The sequence below is a fragment of the Mesotoga sp. UBA5847 genome, from assembly GCF_002432735.1.
Classification (GTDB): domain Bacteria; phylum Thermotogota; class Thermotogae; order Petrotogales; family Kosmotogaceae; genus Mesotoga.
Window position 1 is genome coordinate 1 of sequence record NZ_DJGL01000059.1, and the last position, 18,229, is coordinate 18,229.

Sequence of the window (18,229 nt, forward strand, 5' to 3'; positions counted from 1 at the left end):
GCTGTGGAGAACCGTCCTTCGTGACTCGTCCCAGATCATGGACCCGTCCTTCGCTGAGACCCAAGCCCAGATCCTGAACAGGAGCACTTCAGGATGACGTGAAGGACTGTCATCCCGTGATGCTTCTGCACGGGATCTGGTCTTGAAAACACTTCAAGGATCGAGAATGACGACATATGGTATTTCTGAATAACATAAGGCAATCATTTCAGACTCGGATCCTGAATCTTGTTTTCAATTTTCTTCGCGGCTTTTACGGCGGAGAACGGAGAACCGGTGACGGTTAACGTGTTTTTCATCAGCGTTCAGCGGGTTCTCTGCCTTTAAGCGTACAGCGGCGGCTCCGGAGAACGGTGAACCAACAACGGACAACTATTTCTTCTGCTTGCAACTGACAACATGGAACTTGGAACTGATTCTTTCCGGAGGACGACGGACTGCTGACATACAACGATTGCCAACTCGCTTCTTATCGAATCAAAACTACCGGCACGAAAGCGAGAGAGCGAAAGCATTCGGTAGTACTATGAATTATAATAGTTGAATATGCAACTGTCTCAGAGGTGAGTTATGGCAAAAGACATACATAAGATGCTTGGGGAGGAGAGGATTGGAAGGCTTCTTCTCAGTCTCTCTTTGCCTGCAACTATCGGCATGCTTGTTCAGGCAATGTACAACTTCGTTGATACAATTTACGTCGGAAGAGGCGTCGGGTCGATGGGCATCGCGGGCATATCTATTTCCTTCCCTGTTCAAATATTCGTTATGGCATTTGCTCAGATGTTCGGAATCGGCGGCGCTTCAGTTATATCGAGGGCGCTCGGTGAAAAGAACCACGAAAAAGCAAGACGCGCCGCTGGAAACGTAATGGCTTTCTCGATCGCCTTCGGATTGGCGATGACCCTGCTGGGATACTTTTTTATAGATCAGTTGCTCATAATGCTCGGAGCGAGTGAAGCCATCATTCCGTATGCGAGAGAATACCTGAGCATAATACTTCTCGGAAGCGCTTTCTTTTCTTTTGGAATGGCTATGAGCCATGTTATTAGGGCAGAAGGAAAACCAAAGATAGCAATGGCTGCAATGTTGATCTCTGCTGTTCTTAACATAATTCTTGATCCCATTTTCATTTTCACTCTCAACATGGGCATAAGAGGTGCGGCGCTGGCAACCGTTTTGTCTCAGGCGATTACCTCGATCTATATTCTCTTTTACTTCACCAGCGGAAAGAGTCTGTTGAGAATCTCTCTGGCTTCTTTGATTCCAGAGTGGACAATCCTGAAGGAAACCGTCTCCGTGGGTCTTTCCGCTTTTTCCAGACAGGTTGCGGGCAGTGTGCTTGCCGTTGTTATGAATAACTCACTGGTTTTCTATGGAGGCGACATTGCGGTGGCAGTCTACGGCATAATAAACAGACTGCTAATGGTTTTCATAATGCCTATGTTCGGCGTGAATCAGGGATTTCTTCCAATTGTCGGATACAACTACGGCGCCAAAAAAATGAGGCGAGCAAGAGAGTCTGTCAAACTGGCCTCCGCAGTTACCACGTTGATCGCCCTTTTCTCGGCAATCATAATGTTCTTCTTTGCAAGACAACTCATATCGATTTTCTCTGATGAAATCGAGCTTATTGAACCCACAATTTCTGCTCTCAGGATTGTTATCCTTGCCATCCCGACTATCGGCATCCAGGTTATTGCTTCTGGAATGTTCCAGGCACTCGGCAAAGCAATACCCGCACTTTTCTTATCCCTCCTTAGACAGATAATAATTCTGATACCACTGATTCTAGTGATTCCGCGCTTTCTAGGGATTAATGGCATCTGGATATCCTTTCCACTTGCCGATTTGATCGCTTTCGCAATATCGCTGGTTTTCTACCTTAGAGAACTGAAGACATTCCGTTCAAGTGAGCTCAGTGCTGAGGTAGGGACAACGGATGTCGCGTGATCCAGCCTTCGATAGAGAAGAGTACATTGGCCGCTGGATATATCGCATTTCGCGCAGTGCAAATGTCCATTTCAGCAGGGAAATGCAGAAATTTCGACTGGGGAGTGGCCATTTCTTCTTTGTGAGAGTGCTGATAGCCAGAGACGGAATAAGCCAGAATGAGCTCAGCGAAATTCTCGGTGTCGATAAGGGAATTACTCTAAAGCCATGAAGAAACTTACCGAAGCAGGCAATATAAAGAGGAAAACCGACCCATCAGACAGCCGGAGTTACAGGCTGTTTCTCACAGAAAGCGGCATAAGAATTGGTGAAGAGCTAGGAAGGCTTGGAAGAGATCATGAAACAATGCTAACAGAAGGTTTCTCCAACGGCGAAAGAGATCACCTGTTTTCTCTTCTTCAGAAGGCCGCTCAAAATGCCAGAAGAGTCAATGATTGACAATGACGTTTCTTGGTTAACGTCTTATGGCCCATTACAAGCAACCGGTCCCTGCGCAAGGCAGACACCGGTTTAGTAGATTGGATCGCGGACTTGTCCGAGACTTCAATAAAGCGTTTTCAAGAATCCAACTATCTCTTCTGATGCAGCATAATCCTCCGGAGTCATTCCTGCGTTGTCCTTTGTATCCGGCACCAAACCGAATTCGCTCAGGATCGTAAGCATTTCGATCGCGTCCCATTTGTCCTCGACAGCGTAGTGTGAGGGCGTTTTCCCGCTGTGATCCTGATGATTGACATTCGCTCCTCTCTCACCGAGGTAAGAAATCGCTTCCATGTTGTGGTCTTTAACAGCGTAGAAGATAGGCGTTCTGCCTTCGTTATCTTCGGCCTCAATGTTAGCTCCGCTTTCGAGCAAGTAATCGACGACTTCCGGCTTTCCCCTGCGGCCGACAGCGGAATGAATTGGAAGGATTCCTTCATCTGTCTCGATCGAAACATCCGCGCCTCTTTCTAAGAGGTACTTGACAATATCTAGCTTTCCATAAGCGGCTGCGATATGAAGCGATGAGATACCGCTTTCTACTTCATTGTTGTTGATACTGACACCCGCAGAAAGCAAGCTCTCAATAGTTTCTTTGTCTTCTTGGTAGACAGCGAGATGCAAGTGTAGGGGCAAGTGATTATTGTTATCTCTTGCCAGGACGTCGGCTCCAAGTGAAATAAGGAGCTTGACATTTCTCAAGGACTCGTTCTCTGAAGCGATATGCAGAGGAGTTTTCCCTTCATAGTTCCTTGAATCAACTTCGATTCCAAGCTCAACAAACATCTCGATGTTCTTGGTAGATCCCTTACCTGCAGCGCGATGAAGTAGAGTATTGCCTGAATCATCTACTCCAGAATAGTCGGCGCCAAATTCGATCAGCATTTTCGAAATATCATTATTGGACTTCGATACGGCCAGTTGAAGCGGCGTATAGTATTCATTCCCGATAGACACATCTGCCCCATGTTCTAGAAGCGCTTCTATGCCCTCAATTGGGAGGCCTTCCGATATAGCTAGATAGAGAGGAGTTCTTCCGTCCTTGGCTGGTCGATTTGGATCGGCTCCGTTTTCAAGCAGGAAGACTACGGTATTTGTCCCCTTCGAAAATATCGCAGCAATCAAAGGTGAGCGGAAAGCATATTCAACTCTCTCTAGATCGGCTCCCTTCTCCACAAGATACTTAACGACTTCCAGAGTAGTGTCGTTCTTGGAGTTGTCACAGGCGAGGATCAAAGGTGTATAGCCTTCATAAAACATTGAACTGGCCGGATGAGCGTTTATATCCGCCCCTCTTTCAAGAAGCATCTTCACGACATCGAGGAGACCCTTTCTCGCAGCGTAATGAAGAGCTGTATAGCCATTGTCGTCAACGGTTGAAATGTCTGCCCCAGATTCAATAAGGTAGGTTGCTATTTCCGAGTGGCCGTAATCCGCTGCGACCATCAAGGGTGTTTTGTTTGCATAGCCACGCTCGTTAATATTACCACCACTGTTGACAGCTTCCTTTACCCCTTGCAGGTCACCGTTGGACGCACTATTGTAAACGCTAGAAAAAGAGACTACCGATAACAGCAGTACTAACAGAAGCACTAACAAGAGTCTTTTCATACTAAAATCCTCCTTCTGCAAAGTGAGCGATCACTAGCAATTTGAAATAGCTGCTAATCATGTGAATAGCAGTATCTACCTGAGAAAACAGCCTTCCCTGTCGAGATTCACACAAGAGTGATTTGGAATCTCGGATCCGGTCGAACTTACCGATTCAGAAGCAAAATGCTTTTGTCTTGTGAGTCAATCTCATGCGTCATGCATTCTCTAGAGAACTGTTGACTATTCAGTATTCTTGATTCCGAATCACGCAAGAGCATGATCGACGGCCGCCCGGGCGTGAATGGCCGTAGTATCGAAAACGGCAATGTCAGCGTCTGATTCTTTGATCAGCAGAGGTATCTCAGTGCAACCAAGTATAACTCCCTCGGCTCCATTGACCTGAAGACCCTTAATCACTGCCTTATAGACTGACTTTGATTCCTCTCTGAAGATTCCTTTGCAGAGCTCCTCGAAGATAATCATATCTACTACTACCATTTCTTCAGCTGAAGGAACGATCACATTTATGCCAAATCCCGCCAAAGTATCCTTGTAGTAAGCCCTCTCCATAGTGAATCTTGTGCCAAGGAGTCCAACGGTTTCAAGTCCCCTTCTCTCGATCTCCTCTCCGACTGCCTTACCGATTTCTAGGACTTCAAGCCCTGATGCTCCTTCGATTTCTCTGGCCAAAAGATGCATTGTGTTGGTACATATGATAAGAAAGTCTGCACCAGCTCTCTTCAGATCAATGGCTGCGGCAGACAAGACCCTCTCTATACCCTTCCAGTCATTACTCTTCATCATCTCCGAAACGGGGCCGAAATCAACTGAAGCCAAGGTGCATTCTGCGGAATGAAATCCCCCAAGCCTGTTCTTGACCATTTCATTGAGCAATCTGTAGTACTCCAGTGATGATTCCCAGCTCATCCCACCCAAAAGGCCAATACGCTTCATGTCGTTGCTCCAAAAGCATCGTCCAGCCAATCAAGAAGCACTGAATTGGACAAAGGAAGATTAGTAACTTGACAATGGGAATCTGCGCCTTCCTGCTTCTTGAATATTCTCATTGTTGACTTTCCCGAAACGTTATCTAAGGCTTCCCTTGCCTGGATGAGCGCCTCTTCTCCTTCTCCCTCTCCCACCATGGCAAGGAATGGAACCTGAATACTCTTTATAGCGTTGCCTACAACGAAATCCCTCATTCTTTCGAAAGCCTTGAACATGGAGACCTCGCCGAACCTGAGCATTATGTTGACGAGCTGGAGCTTTTGAGCCTTAGACAAATACTCCGAGGGCACAAGGTCGACCGTTTCCAGTGTAATATCTTCAGGAGAATTGATAGCTTCTCCAACAAATGCAGACATGTACTTGTAGATATCGGTAACAGGTGAATTGGAAATCAGGGCTCTTATTCTGGAATCGTGAGCCGCGGCCCTAAGTGAGAAATAACCTCCGAGACTAATGCCGTACAGCGCGAGTCTTGATGGATCGACATCCTCCTTCGACAAGACATAATCGACAACTTTGGAAATCGGAACTTCGTAGTCAGGACGCAACGGAGTCTCGGGCGAAAACCTTCTCATTCCTACCTGACCGGGGCCATCGAAGAGAACAACCGCGTAACCCCTCTGCAAAGCGGCCGAGCCTGCCTGGAAATACATCTCTTCCGATGTCCCGTCAAAACCACTCATCATCATTATCGTCTTCTTCTTGCCGCCGGTCGTTGGAGCAATCCAGTACGCCGGAATGAAATCCTCACCGTAGGGTATTCTCTCAGCTTCGAACTGAATATCAGTGGTTCTGAAAGCATATACAAAGCAATCTCTGCTTTCCATTCCAAGGTATCTTGTCTTCGAATCTCTGGGATCGCCAAAATACTCGGCAGCTCTGAAATAGCTTGCCGCCCTCAAGAATTCCTGCCTCGCGCTCTCGTTATTACCTTTCTGAAGAACCACGAGGGCATTATTTTTCAGCCTTGTTGCCAGGTCCTTGAATGACTTCACCCACGTTGATGGGTCTTCACAATCTATATGCGGTACAAGCGAAAGAATCTCTCCTACGGTGCCTCCTTCGTACGATACTGCACCAAGAGACCTGTAGAGCTGGAAATCAAATTCATTATCTTGAAGAATCCGCACGTCTAATGAGCCTCTTGAAACTCCTCTAGAAGCGTCGGCCATATTGCACCTCCCTAAACTGCTTTTCTTAGACAATACTATCAGAAAGCTTGCCTATCACGAAGCTACATCGGTATCAAGAAGACAATAATGCAGTTCGAATCTGTTATTATAAGAATTGGAGGTGGTTACGTGAGAAAGGTGATGATGATTCTAATACTGCTATTAGCCGTGTTCGGATTTTCATGGTCGGGGCACGATGCTCTAACGTATTTGATTGTATCCCAGTATGAGGAGGTTTTTGACAAGTACGTTGAGATAACCCCGTACACATACGCCGATGTTGACACTCGTGAATACAACCCGGCCATAGAAGGTTTTTACGACTATCTGGGTGAACCCTATTTACCAGAAGAAGACCTGGATCTATACAGTGCAGTCTTCCCGAACCCTAAGCCGGTCGATGACAAAGCTCCCATGTGGCAAATTCTCTCGGTATATTCTTACGAGCCCGATCTAGGCATGGATAAGGGGCTCGAACTAAAGGGAATAGAGACGCTCCTTGGGGACAGTCAGGGGCTGAGGCACATGGAATACAGAATGCTTCTCTTCATTAGAGTTGGAGAAGTAACCGACGTCGTCCAGTATTTCAGCGATCTGGCCGAGATCGCTTATTCCAGAGGAGACCATTATTGGGCATACCGGTTCATGGGGAGGGCGATTCACTATCTTGAAGATGTGGGCCAGCCTTTTCACACATTCCCCGCCCCGTTTTTCGAACTGCTGAAGCTTCCTTTCAACATGGACAAGTGGCTCGCCATCTTTGCTAATTACCACTTCGCATACGACTTCTACGGTGGTTATTTGATTTGGGGACAATACGAGCCCCTGCTAATGGCGCTCGAAGAGGTTCCTGCCAGAATCGTCAGGAATCCGAAGCAGGCCGCGGTAGATTTGAGGAAGTACTCCAGAGAGAAACTCAATCCAGTATACTATGAACTCAAACATGTTATGGGAAATGAACTTGAGAAACCTCAGGCAGTCTGGCTAGGCAAAGAGTATTTCGATGATCTTCACGAAGCAGGCAAGACATCGAAATTAGACAACCTCTCCGTTGAGATTCTCAGAGAGACTGCTTCTTATGTAAAGGGATACATAAACTATATGCTGAACAGATTCGCGGCAATAGACTCCGAATCATGATCAGGTAGCTGCCTTACAAAAAAAATGGCGATGGACATGCCAGATATGTCTGTCGCCATTTTTCTTATTGGCCATTTGAACAACCACCATTGATTTACGTATCTTGCTTAGTCATTTCTTCGACTGAGAAGCTATCTCATAGTACTTCATCAACTTCTCTACTACCCTCTGGTTGAAGCTGCCAGGCGAGTACTCTCCGCTCTTCCCGAGCTTTCCCGACTTCATGCCCGTCAGTACCTCAATGGCCTCGTCCACGGTCTCAACGGTCCATATGTTGAATCTCCCTTCCTTAATGGCATTAATTATTTCGTCAGGGAGAACAACATTGTCAGAGTTCGCCTGAGGCACGACCACTCCCTGTTGACCGGTAAACCCCTTTATCTTGCAGAGATCATAGAAGCCCTGAATCTTGTACTGAACTCCGCCTACGGGTTGGACTCTTCCGCTTTGATTGATCGAGCCCGTAACTGCTATTGACTGCTTAATTGGCACATCGGCAATTGCAGACAGGAAAGCGACTGTCTCCGCCACGGAAGCGCTATCCCCTTCAACTGTCGAATAGACCTGCTCAAAACTTATCGAACCGTTCAGGCTCAGCGGGAATTGCTGCGCATATCTCGAACTCATGTATCCCTGAATAGTCAGACTGGCTTTGTTGTGGATGTTTCCACTTAGTTCCGATTCTTTCTGTATGTCAACTATACCGCTGTTGCCTGGACCGGCTTTGGCAGTTATTTTCACCGGTATTCCAAAAGAGAGATCCTCTGTCTGGACTACTGTCAAACCGTTTATCTCACCAACAAGCTCTCCATCTGTCTGAACCATCAATGTCGAGTTCTTGAACATTTCCTTTATCTTGTCCTGATAGAGGGAGACCCTTGTATGCATCTCTTCCCAAGCGGTCGATACATCCTCAGCCTCTATCATATCGTGCTTCTTCATATCCGCCATTGCCGAGCTCTCCAGGAGGAGCTGTTCAAGGGTGCCAAACTGAGTCGAGACTTTCTTCCTGCTTCCCGAAAGGAATATCGCTCTCTTTATCACTTCTTTGATTCCGTCCCTTTCAAGCGGCTTCAAAGTATTCTCCCTCACAATATTGCAGGTTAGCCCACAGAGCTTGCCAATCGTGTCCTTCTCCAACGCCATTTCCCAATCGAACTCGGCTTTAATCTTGAAGAGCTTCTTGAAATCCGTATCGAGCGTACTTAACATGCTGTATATCCACGGCTCGCCTATCATGATTATCTTTATATCCAGCGGAATTGGCTCAGGCTTCAGACTAACAGTCGATAAGAGACCGATCTTGTGTTCTAGATTCTCAATTCCTTCGAGTCCGGAAAAGAGTACCTGCTTCAGAGTCTGCCAGACATAGGGTTCGCTCAGTACGCTCTTGGCATCAAGGACAAGATACCCGCCGTTCGAGTTATGTATTGCGCCTGGCCTTATCATGGTGTGGTCGGTATCAAGCATTCCCATCTTTGCTACATACTCTATTCTTCCGAAAAGGGAGGAGTAATTGGGGTTTGTTACCTCCACAATGGGTTTCCCCTCTATTCCCGAGTTGTCGACAAACAGATTGACCGCATATCTCTTGCCGAAAAAAGCTTTGGAGTCGATCTCCTGGCTGAAGAATACTCCCAGATTGTCAAGCAAGTCTTCCTTCATGCTCTCTATAAAATCAACGACCTCTTTGTTCTTGCTAAACTTGTCTTTCATCTCCTTTATGTGACCTTCAACTGCGAAAGAAGCCACGTTTCGATTCAATTCCTTGTACTTCTCACCATATTCTTTTTCCATCTTGCTCAATCTAAGAAGATACGAGTTGACTAATTCACGGACTTCCTCGCCTTTCTTGGTAAGCTGCTTCTGGTATTCCTCAGGTAAGGCTTCGTACACTTCCTGGGTAAGCGGTTTACCGTTCCAGAGAGGAATCGTTGCAACTCCTGTCTGGTTTATTTGAACAGTGAAATCCTTTTCTTTCGCCTTCTCTAACAATTCCTTCAGCATACTTGAACGCTTTTCCGATTGCTCATTCTGGATCGAAGTTACCTTCTGCTGGTAGTCCTCACTCTGAAAGCTCTCGCTGATCGAGTTGATAGCTATCTCAACAAACTCGTTCATCTCTTTCTGAAATACCTTCCCTGCCCCCGCTTCAAGTGGAATTGAATTTGGCGACCTTTGTTCATCAAAGTTGTAGACATATATCCAGTCGCCCGGAGTCTTTGTTCCTTCGACCTTCTTCTTCAGATAACGACTGACAAATGTTCTTCTTCCGGTGTTGTTACTGCCGGAAACAAAAACATTGTATCCCTTTGCGTTTATATAAAGCCCTGTCTCCAAAGCTCTTATGGCTCTCTCCTGTCCGATGAACTCCTCTAGTTCACTCAAACATTCAGTTGACTTTACATTCTTCGGCAGTGGAATTTTCAAATCTATCTCCTTCCAGCCAATTCTTTTCATTCATCTACCTCCTTCTTCTGATCGATTATAACAAATTGGACTCTTTGAGAGCCCAACTGAGACATTGAAAGTCACGAAAAATGATGCATAAAGATAAACCAGTTTGTCTTCAGGAACAGGTGAGTCTGAAGCTCTTACTGACAACAATTCCCTTCTCTGGAATCTCTTCAAGAACTGCCAGATTGTCAATTACAAACTCATGATGGAAGTCTTTGAATGCAAGTCTCTCCATCACAGGACCTATGTTGCTTCGATTAACATCATCTCCATAGGCAAGTGTTATATGAGGGATCCAGTGAGTCTCGCTGTAAACGGCTGCTTTGCTGTCCACCGCTTCACAGAGGACTTTACATAGCGATTTATGAAGAGAAGCCAACTTAGGACTTTTAGCTACTCCAATGAAAATTACCGGTCTCTCGCCAGTGAAAATACCAAGATATTCTGTCTTTGCCGAGAAGGCACCCATAACGGACGCAATCTCTTCAAGCATGGGATCTGAAGTGACAGTCGTCTCTTCGAAAATGCAATAGCTAATGTGTGGAAGTGGATTGAGCATAACCGAACGAAATCCGAAGTCTGTTTTCAATTCATTCCACAGCTCTCTGACAAACCGATTCAGATCGTCTGGAAGAAGAGAAACGAGAGCTTTCAGAACGCCACCTCCAATCTGAATATAAGTGAATTATATCAGTCAGAGGCTTTTGCCCTATCAGAAAACTTCTTACTTCTAGATGCGATCTCTGGCAGAAGTATTAGAGTAAGAACCATTCCCACAACAAGTCCGCTAACCATCAACTTCGCCACATCAACGTACAACAAGAGAGGTGAAAGCAGAAGAACTGAAAAGCCGGCAACAAGACTAAGCCCGTTTGCAAGAATTGCATTTGCGGTCTGTTGATATGCCCTACGTGAATCGCCGAACCTCCTGAACCAGATAGTGAAGTGAATCGAATAATCGATTACCAGCCCCATCAACATTCCCGAAATGAGCGCTGTAGAAATGCTCAACGGGATCCTGAAAAGCGCCATAAAAGCGAAGTTGAAAAGAGTTGTAAGGAGAATAGGTATCGTGGCGATGATTGTCGACTTCAGACTTTTGAATATCGTGAATAGGAGGAGCATGATAAGCCCAAACGATACTATCAAGCTCTGAATCTGATTGTTAACAACAGAGGAGTTCACGCTCTTCCATATAAGCGTAGTTCCAGCCAGATTGAACCTGAAATTGTCATCCAGTTCCGGATAGCTCATTATTAGTTCTTCGACGGCCAACTTCAGTTTTTCGGCGCTTCGACTGTCGCTCTCCGGAGAGAACAGATTGAATCGTATAGCATTGTCGCTCACAAGAAGTGATGTAGAGTCACCGAAAACATCACTTGAGTTCAGTACTCTCACCATAAGCGTCAACGGAACGCCCGTCTCTCTTGACAGATCGAGAAGACTCATGACCTTCGAAACTCCATCAAGTCTCTTTAGCTCCGCTTCGAACGCTTCCAAACTCTCTACATGATCTGTCGTTAATGCAATGCTATCCCCTTCTTTTGGTGTAACCATCAGCGAATAGTTTGTCAGCCAACCGAAAGCCTCTTTCATGGTGTTTGCGCTTCTTCTAATCTCCGAATTCTCTTTGAAGAAATTATACTGGTCAATAGTCATTGGAATTGACATGATCAGAAAAGGAGAGGCGATACTGCCCACTATAACGGCCCAGACAACTACCTTTTTCGCAAGACGATTTACGTCTCTTGGAGGTGATGCACGTTGCGGATTCACAGTTTCTCTTGAAGACACAAGCCCCGGGAGCACGACAATTGTGAAAACCGCAGAGAGGAAGATTCCTGAACAGACGAATATACCCATCTCCTGAAAGGCCTTCAAGTCGAGCAGAATGTATGAAGAAAAGCCTGCCATCGTTGTCAAAGCAGATAAGAGAACAGGAACTCTCTCCTCGTGAACTGTCCGACTGACGGCATTCTTAAGATGAATGTTTTCTTCAAACCTTGAGAGGAAATGCATCCCGTATGCACTTCCAATAATGACGATAAATGAAGGGATCATCACGGTCAAACTGTTGATCGAAAGCTTCATTATACCCATTACTCCAACTATCGCCATTACGGAGGCCAGAGGAGGAACCAGCGTAAGCAAAGCAAGCGAGACCTTTCTGAACTTGATTACGTAGATCATGAAAATGGCAAGTAGAATGAAAGGTGGATACTTGAAGGTAAGATCGATTATTGATCTGAATGTCTCTGTGTTAGCAACGCTCTCTCCAATTAGTCTATAGCCCTTTACATCGAGAGAATCGAGTTTCGATCGAAGTTGAGGGACAAGTGTGTCGCTGCTCAACTCATTTCCGTCTGCGATTGTAATCAGTATGCCGTAATAGCTGCCGTCAGAAGATATCAGCAGGTTACTGTATATTGGATCTGTCAGCAGATCTTCATTCAGCACCAATTTCCCATCTTCCAAGTACACGTAGTCCTCAGCTGGAATTCTCAAAGTGAAAAGATTGAAGCTTCCCAGCTTCATCGCGTTAGTGGCTGACAACACCGAGTTAACCCAGTCAAGAGACTTTATCTCATCTGATATTCTTTTCAGAAGCTCGAGTGGAGTTTCCGATGCATTAAGAATCACCATGATCGATCCAGTGTCTCCAAAAACCTCCGCGATTCGGTTGAACGCTGCCAGTTCAGGATCATCATCGCTCAGAAATGCTGCGGGCGAGGGATCGAAGCTGAGACCGTTGATTCCCGACAATAGAATTATTACTACGGCAGCTAATAATGCGAAGGACACAGCTCTTCTCATATGCCCACCTCATAAACTTAGCCAATTATATCATCCGGCAACAGGATTGCCTGCGCTGTATAGAAATCATCTGCCAGATCAACAGAATTTCTTGACATTATGTGAAATGTATCGGGTCTTGTCGTAGAATAGGTTCGGGTCATACACGAAGATCGTCCTGAGGCAATACCGTCTGGAGGGATGTTAGATGATTGACTGTAAAAAACTTACGAAAGCATTCGATAAGAGCCCCGTAGTAGACGAAGTAGATCTGCTGGTTAACTCTGGCGAAATATATGGCTTTCTGGGACCAAACGGAGCCGGAAAGACAACGACGATTAGAATGCTTACCGGTACGCTTAGACCTACTTCGGGAGAGATAAAAATCCTCGGCATGAACTACTCGAATAATGAGCTTCAGATAAAGAGCAAGATCGGTGTTGTCCCTGAAGAACCAAGAATCTATTCCTACTTCACAGGAGCGGAGTTCCTTGAGTTCATCATGGATGTCTTTCCCGATAAGAGACAAGAAGCGAAGAAGAGAGTCGGCGAACTATGTGAAGCGTTTGGAATAGATTATCTGGGGAAGATGATATCTGAGATGTCTCACGGTATGAAACAGAAGATAATGGTTATCTCTGTTCTGATGAGGAGACCAGAAGTCATCTTTTTGGATGAGCCGACCGTAGGTCTCGATGCAAGAAGCGCGAAGATACTTAAGATGCTTCTTGAGAAGTATAAGGGCGAAGGCTCTACCATTTTCATGACCACACACGTGCTGGAGATAGCGGAAAAGATGTGCGACCGGATAGGCATAATCAACAAGGGGAAGCTAATTTCCGAGGGCACGATGGATGAGCTAAGAAGGAGAGCAGGAGCCGACAACAAAGAGACTCTCGAGAACCTCTTCCTGCAGCTTACTGGCGAGAACGAAGACATCCAGGAAATTGTAGGCGCATTGTGAGGTGTCTATTTGAACGACCTTAAGCTGTTCCTTAAGTACAAGCTCTTCATGTTTCCGGGCAAGAAAGGCACAAGAGGAGGCCTTTCGGGCCAGCTATTCGTCTTTGCAGTATTCACAATCATGATCGGAATGTTTCTCTGGAACGTGTATGGTGCGACTTCTGGAGTAGCCGTTGAAGGCGTCTCCCTTGGCAAGGTCATGGCCGGATTTTTTCTGACAATCTCAGGGCTGTTCTTTCTAATCTCATTTTCGGCCACATCGTCTTATCTCTTCATGAGAAACGATGAGATAGACATGCTTCTCGTTCTTCCGGTAAAGAGAGTGAGTATCATAGTCTATCAGATTATTATCTCGACCCTATATCAGGGGCTCACTCTGTCCGTCTTTCTGGGAATCGCTCTTCCATACCATCTCAGAATCGATCCCAATCCATGGATCGGAATCCCTTCACTTGTTCTCGTGGTAATAAACACCGTACTTCTGGCTTCCATCGTTTCTGTAGCTCTTGGGAAATTCATGTCCAGGGCAGTCGCAAGAAAAGTAATGTTCATCGTTCAAATTGCGGCAGCTTTCATGTTCTTCATAATAGTTCAGTTAGTTCCACGGAGCACGGATAATATACCGCTTTATCTGCAGAAGCTCGCAAGCGCTTGGGAAGTTTTTTCAAACCCTCTGAATATCTTCACCTGGAGTGTTAAGTCTTCGGAAAGCCCTCTGTACCTCCTAGTTGGATTAGCGGCAATTCCTTTGCTGGGATATGTTTTTTTCAGGGTTGCCTCATCTATCAAATTCGAACCGGTATCATATTCCAAGAACAAGCAGAAGACCGTGACCTTCAATGACAGGCGGGGATGGGTTTTGCTCAGAAGAGAACTAAAGATATATAGACGCTATGAACAGCTAATATACTATCTTTTCTATCCCGTTGTCTTTGGACTTGTTTTTGGCCTTATCTCAGAAGAAGTAGTAACATCGATCTTCACTATGGTACTTATTAGTACCATCTTCACCACTATACAATCCGCCTTTTTGATGGGCAGAGAGTATCCCTTTATTGAGACAACAAAGATATTGCCTCTTTCTCTGGGAAGGATGATAGCCATAAAAACCACTCTACCTGTTCTGTTGGGGACAGTTCTCTTTGTGGGCGTTCTAGGCGTAAGCATCTTGATCAAGAGAGGTTCTTTCGGTTATCTTATGGTTGTTCCGGCTGTCTTTGTGCTTTATGTGACATCCTCTCTGCTCGGTATAAGAGGTGTTCTTTCGTCACCTCCCGATCAAATGGATAATCCGAATGCTTTCATGAGAACGAAATTCGTTCTTCTGAATCAGTTGATCTGTATGGGATTGAGTTTTGGGGCAATAATGCCTATCACGTTGATTCTGAAAGGCGCAGTTGACGGCACCGGCACAGCTTGGCTCCTTCTAGTATCACTGACATCGTTGGCAGTAGCGCTTCTTATATCTCTTCTGAGCTACAAAAAAATCTCACAAATAATCAAGAGCATCTAGAAAGACTCTATCTCTATCATTTCCCTAAACTTAATCACCAGTTCGGGGTCAAATTGAGTACCGGAACATCTCTTTATTTCGTCAATTGCTTCCTGTCTGTTCCTGGCTTTGCTGTATGGTCTGTCATTTGTCATTGCATCAAAGGCATCTACAACAGAGAGAATTCTGCATTCAACGGGGATCTTATCGCCCTTGATACCCAGAGGATAGCCCTCACCATCCCATCTTTCATGATGCCTGAGAATTAGATCTGCGACTGAAGAGAGGTCTGGAGATGACACGGCGATCCTGTATCCCTTTTCTGGGTGAAGTTTCATCACTTTCCATTCATCATCATCCAGTGGGCCTGGTTTGAATAGTATTCTATCTGGAATTCCAACCTTTCCCAGATCGTGAACCTGAGCAAAAAGTGCTAGGTCGCTGAGTTGCCGAGAACTCAGTCCTGCTCTTCTTCCCAGTTCTAAACACATCCTCTGCAGTCTCTTTGCATGACCGCCAGAGATTTGATCCTTTTCGGCCAGAGTAACTAGCAGCGTGTTCACCATCTGGCTTCTGACGCTGGAGCTCCTGTAAAGCTTGTCACGATACATCAGGTCATCTGCATGCCTCAGAGTCTCGACAAGAGATTGTTCCTGTCCCTTACTGGTAGCGATTCCCATGGAAACACTCAGAGGAGGTCCGATGTGATCTCTGTTGAATTTACCGACAATCTCCCTGACTCTCGACGCGATCTTCTCGGTCGTAGCTTCATCCGTTCGTATGAGAATAACTGCAAATTCGTCTCCACCAAACCTTGCAATAATATCAGTCTTTCTGAAACAGGATCTCAGAATCCTCGAAAACTCTAAAAGTATCTGATCTCCTCTTGCATGGCCCATCGTATCGTTAATTAGCTTCAGACCGTCGACATCGGCCGAAACGATTGAAATAGGATAGAATCTCGATCCTTCCAACCTGATGAGTTCTTCCTCGAAATAGAACCTGTTGTACAAATCAGTAAGCCCGTCGTGAAGAGACATGTAATTCATACGCTTTTCGGTCTCGATTCTCACGATCGCTTCGCGGACGTGAGACATAAGAAGTTCAGTCAGTCTTAGCTCCTGTTGGCCAAACTTCGACCTATTCGCGGACATCGCCTGAAAGACTCCAACATCTCCAACCGGAACGCTTAGGCCGGCACGGTAGATGTCGTTTGATTTGAGAGTGCCGGGGAACTCCTGGATATCATCGATTATGTAAGGCTTCTTCTCTCTGAAAGTCTTCCCGACAATTCCAACATCTTTCGGCATTACAATTGGGTCTCGCGGATTTAGGTTGGAAGATGCCTTGATTACTAGATTATCCTCTTCATTGACACAGATGAAGCATATATCAAATTCAAGGATCTCATTAGCTGCTTCAATCACAGAGTCGTATACATCCTGGAAGGTTCCGCATCTTTCCAGATTGAGAGCTGCGTCGTGAAGCCGTTCTATTCTGAACCTATCTCTCTCAAGAATCTCCAGATTTCTCATGCGTTCAGATATATCTCGGGCAAAAGTAAATTCGTATTCGCTTTCATCGTACCTGAAATAATTCCTGTTAATCTCGACGGGAAAGACAGAGCCGTCCTTTCTCACATGATAGGCTTCAAATGTATCCCTTCCTTTTGACTTAAGCCTTTCCCAGCTTACTCTTCTATCCATTGCCTCCATCGATTTATCGAGATCATTTACCTTCAGTCCGGAAATCTCATCCTTTGTGTATCCAAGATTCTTACAGGCCGCGCTGTTTGCATACAGTATCGTGCCGTCAGGAGCAATCCAGAAGGCCTCATCGTTCGCATTATCCAGTCCGAACTGAATAAGCTTAATCTTCCTAAGCGCCCTTCTTTCTTCGGTCACATCGTTTGCAGAGCAGACAACAGACTCTATATTTCCGAATTCGTCGATATCCGGCGTCTTCGTAATCTCCAGGATTCTTAGCTCTCCAATCGAGTTCTCTGAATTCTGCTCAAAAACAACTTTCTCTTTTCGAGCGAAAACTTCCTTGTTGCTTTCAACACATTCTATTGCCTCCTGTTCCGTGAGAATCTCAAAGACATTCTTCCCATCAATTTCCTCCGGGTGCCTGCCAAAAAACTTTGCAAACGACTCATTGACGATTCCGAAAGTCTCCTGATCTCTGAAGTACCAGATCAGTGTCGGAATCTTATCCAGAAGCAGAGACATTTCTCTGTTCCTTCTGACAAGAAACTTCTTGCCAGCCATTCGCTGTATAGTAGCGGTGAAGGCGAATGTCAGAAGAAAGACGAAAGCGATTGCGGCATAGTTAGCCGGTAGCCATCTGCGTTCAAGAGAAACTGAGACTCCTGCTAATAGCAGACTCCCCTTCTCGCTATTCAAGCTGTATCCTTCTGTTGTAAGCAGACTCAGAATTCCCTCGAGATCTAGCTTCAGAATGACATACCCATCCTTTGAGCTCTCTGAACCAGCGTTGTTGGTGAAGGCAGAAATTGCAAAAAGATCCTTGCCCACTGAGAAGATCTCCGAGTAGTCTCCTCCTTCAACAGTAGGCGTGACGGCAATTTCAAACTTCTCACCAGCAGACGCAAAAACCTCATCATTATAAAAAACAGCAACACCTTTGATATGCATATTACTGGCCAGCATCTCCATTAGGTAGTGATTGGTGAAATCGTTGTCATTCTGCATAACAGCTTCATAAAACGAATCCCGATGAAAGTGGCCGATTAATGTGGTCTTTGCAGTGTTTTCCGCGATCATTCTTGCGGAGTTGGCAATTTGACTTTCAACTTCAGAATACCTGACTTCTGTCACCGCAAAACCTATAACGGCCCAGAAAAGCGTTGCTAGAGCAGCCAGAGAGATAGGTTTAAGCCAATTCTTCATAAATACTCCTGTATGAGAAACGACTGGTTTTGTCAAGTCTATCATTTTTGCCGTCACGATACCCAGAAAGCACTACTCAGTGACGTGCTCTTGACTGCCAAAGGATTCTTTAAGATCAGAGTTTTGAAGAGTGATCGTTTGAGCAATGCCAGCTTTTGAAAATCAATTATTTGCCTGAAAATCATAGTGAAGATTGCGGGATTTATAATGTGGAATCTCCATAGTTGTTTCCACAATACTGGTTGTGGTTGCAGTGTGCCAAGAAGGCG

13 protein-coding genes are annotated in these 18,229 nt (G+C 45.5%); 6 read left to right on the forward strand and 7 right to left on the reverse strand.

The genetic code is table 11. From position 1 onward, the window contains the following. The first annotated feature begins 570 nt into the window (after positions 1 to 570). From B3K91_RS06005 to B3K91_RS06015, 3 genes are read left to right on the forward strand one after another with little or no spacing between them, the layout of a single operon-like run. Positions 571 to 1,950: an MATE family efflux transporter gene (locus B3K91_RS06005; RefSeq protein WP_292588628.1), complete on the forward strand. Its 1,380-nt coding sequence runs from the start codon at positions 571 to 573 to the stop codon at positions 1,948 to 1,950. Next, positions 1,940 to 2,161, forward strand: a complete 222-nt coding sequence (locus B3K91_RS06010) for a hypothetical protein (RefSeq protein ID WP_292588630.1) — start codon at positions 1,940 to 1,942, stop codon at positions 2,159 to 2,161. The genes B3K91_RS06005 and B3K91_RS06010 overlap by 11 nt, the downstream gene beginning before the upstream one ends. After that, entirely contained in the window at positions 2,158 to 2,388 is a 231-nt protein-coding gene (locus tag B3K91_RS06015) for a MarR family winged helix-turn-helix transcriptional regulator (RefSeq protein WP_292591910.1), read from the forward strand. The genes B3K91_RS06010 and B3K91_RS06015 overlap by 4 nt, the downstream gene beginning before the upstream one ends. 105 nt (positions 2,389 to 2,493) lie before the next feature. Here the strand turns inward: B3K91_RS06015 and B3K91_RS06020 are convergent, their stop codons facing one another. The 3 genes from B3K91_RS06020 to B3K91_RS06030 form a co-directional block, all read right to left on the reverse strand. Beyond that, a complete protein-coding gene (locus B3K91_RS06020; protein WP_292591911.1) occupies positions 2,494 to 4,041 on the reverse strand; it encodes an ankyrin repeat domain-containing protein in 1,548 nt (515 codons plus the stop codon). Between the two features lie 246 nt (positions 4,042 to 4,287). Continuing rightward, positions 4,288 to 4,977, reverse strand: coding sequence for an aspartate/glutamate racemase family protein (locus B3K91_RS06025; protein WP_292591912.1), 690 nt, complete (start codon positions 4,975 to 4,977; stop codon positions 4,288 to 4,290). Continuing rightward, positions 4,974 to 6,203, reverse strand: a complete 1,230-nt coding sequence (locus B3K91_RS06030) for an alpha/beta hydrolase family protein (protein WP_292591913.1) — start codon at positions 6,201 to 6,203, stop codon at positions 4,974 to 4,976. Before B3K91_RS06030 ends, B3K91_RS06025 begins: the two co-directional genes overlap by 4 nt. Before the next feature lie 129 nt (positions 6,204 to 6,332). Here B3K91_RS06030 and B3K91_RS06035 point away from each other — a divergent pair, with 129 nt between their 5' ends. Continuing rightward, positions 6,333 to 7,343, forward strand: coding sequence for a phospholipase (locus B3K91_RS06035; protein WP_292591915.1), 1,011 nt, complete (start codon positions 6,333 to 6,335; stop codon positions 7,341 to 7,343). A gap of 111 nt (positions 7,344 to 7,454) precedes the next feature. Here B3K91_RS06035 and B3K91_RS06040 read toward each other — a convergent pair whose 3' ends face one another. The 3 genes from B3K91_RS06040 to B3K91_RS06050 all read right to left on the reverse strand — a co-directional run bounded on the left by B3K91_RS06040 (position 7,455) and on the right by B3K91_RS06050 (position 12,614). Beyond that, entirely contained in the window at positions 7,455 to 9,803 is a 2,349-nt protein-coding gene (locus tag B3K91_RS06040) for a Lon protease family protein (protein ID WP_214060691.1), read from the reverse strand. Between the two features lie 109 nt (positions 9,804 to 9,912). Beyond that, positions 9,913 to 10,476, reverse strand: coding sequence for a 2'-5' RNA ligase family protein (locus tag B3K91_RS06045; protein ID WP_349682103.1), 564 nt, complete (start codon positions 10,474 to 10,476; stop codon positions 9,913 to 9,915). A 14-nt stretch (positions 10,477 to 10,490) separates the two neighbouring features. Continuing rightward, positions 10,491 to 12,614 (reverse strand): efflux RND transporter permease subunit, encoded by a 2,124-nt coding sequence (locus B3K91_RS06050; RefSeq protein ID WP_292591919.1) that lies wholly within the window; start codon positions 12,612 to 12,614, stop codon positions 10,491 to 10,493. Between the two features lie 187 nt (positions 12,615 to 12,801). On the opposite strand from B3K91_RS06050, the gene B3K91_RS06055 reads away from it, so the two are divergent. After that, entirely contained in the window at positions 12,802 to 13,557 is a 756-nt protein-coding gene (locus B3K91_RS06055) for an ABC transporter ATP-binding protein (RefSeq protein WP_292591920.1), read from the forward strand. 9 nt (positions 13,558 to 13,566) lie between these two features. Next, entirely contained in the window at positions 13,567 to 15,069 is a 1,503-nt protein-coding gene (locus B3K91_RS06060) for a hypothetical protein (protein ID WP_292588650.1), read from the forward strand. Here B3K91_RS06060 and B3K91_RS06065 read toward each other — a convergent pair. Next, positions 15,066 to 17,960 carry an HD domain-containing phosphohydrolase gene (locus B3K91_RS06065; RefSeq protein WP_292588652.1) on the reverse strand — a complete coding sequence of 965 codons (2,895 nt, stop codon included), beginning with the start codon at positions 17,958 to 17,960 and terminating at the stop codon, positions 15,066 to 15,068. The two genes, B3K91_RS06060 and B3K91_RS06065, sit on opposite strands and share 4 nt — an antisense overlap. Between the last annotated feature and the right edge of the window lie 269 nt (positions 17,961 to 18,229).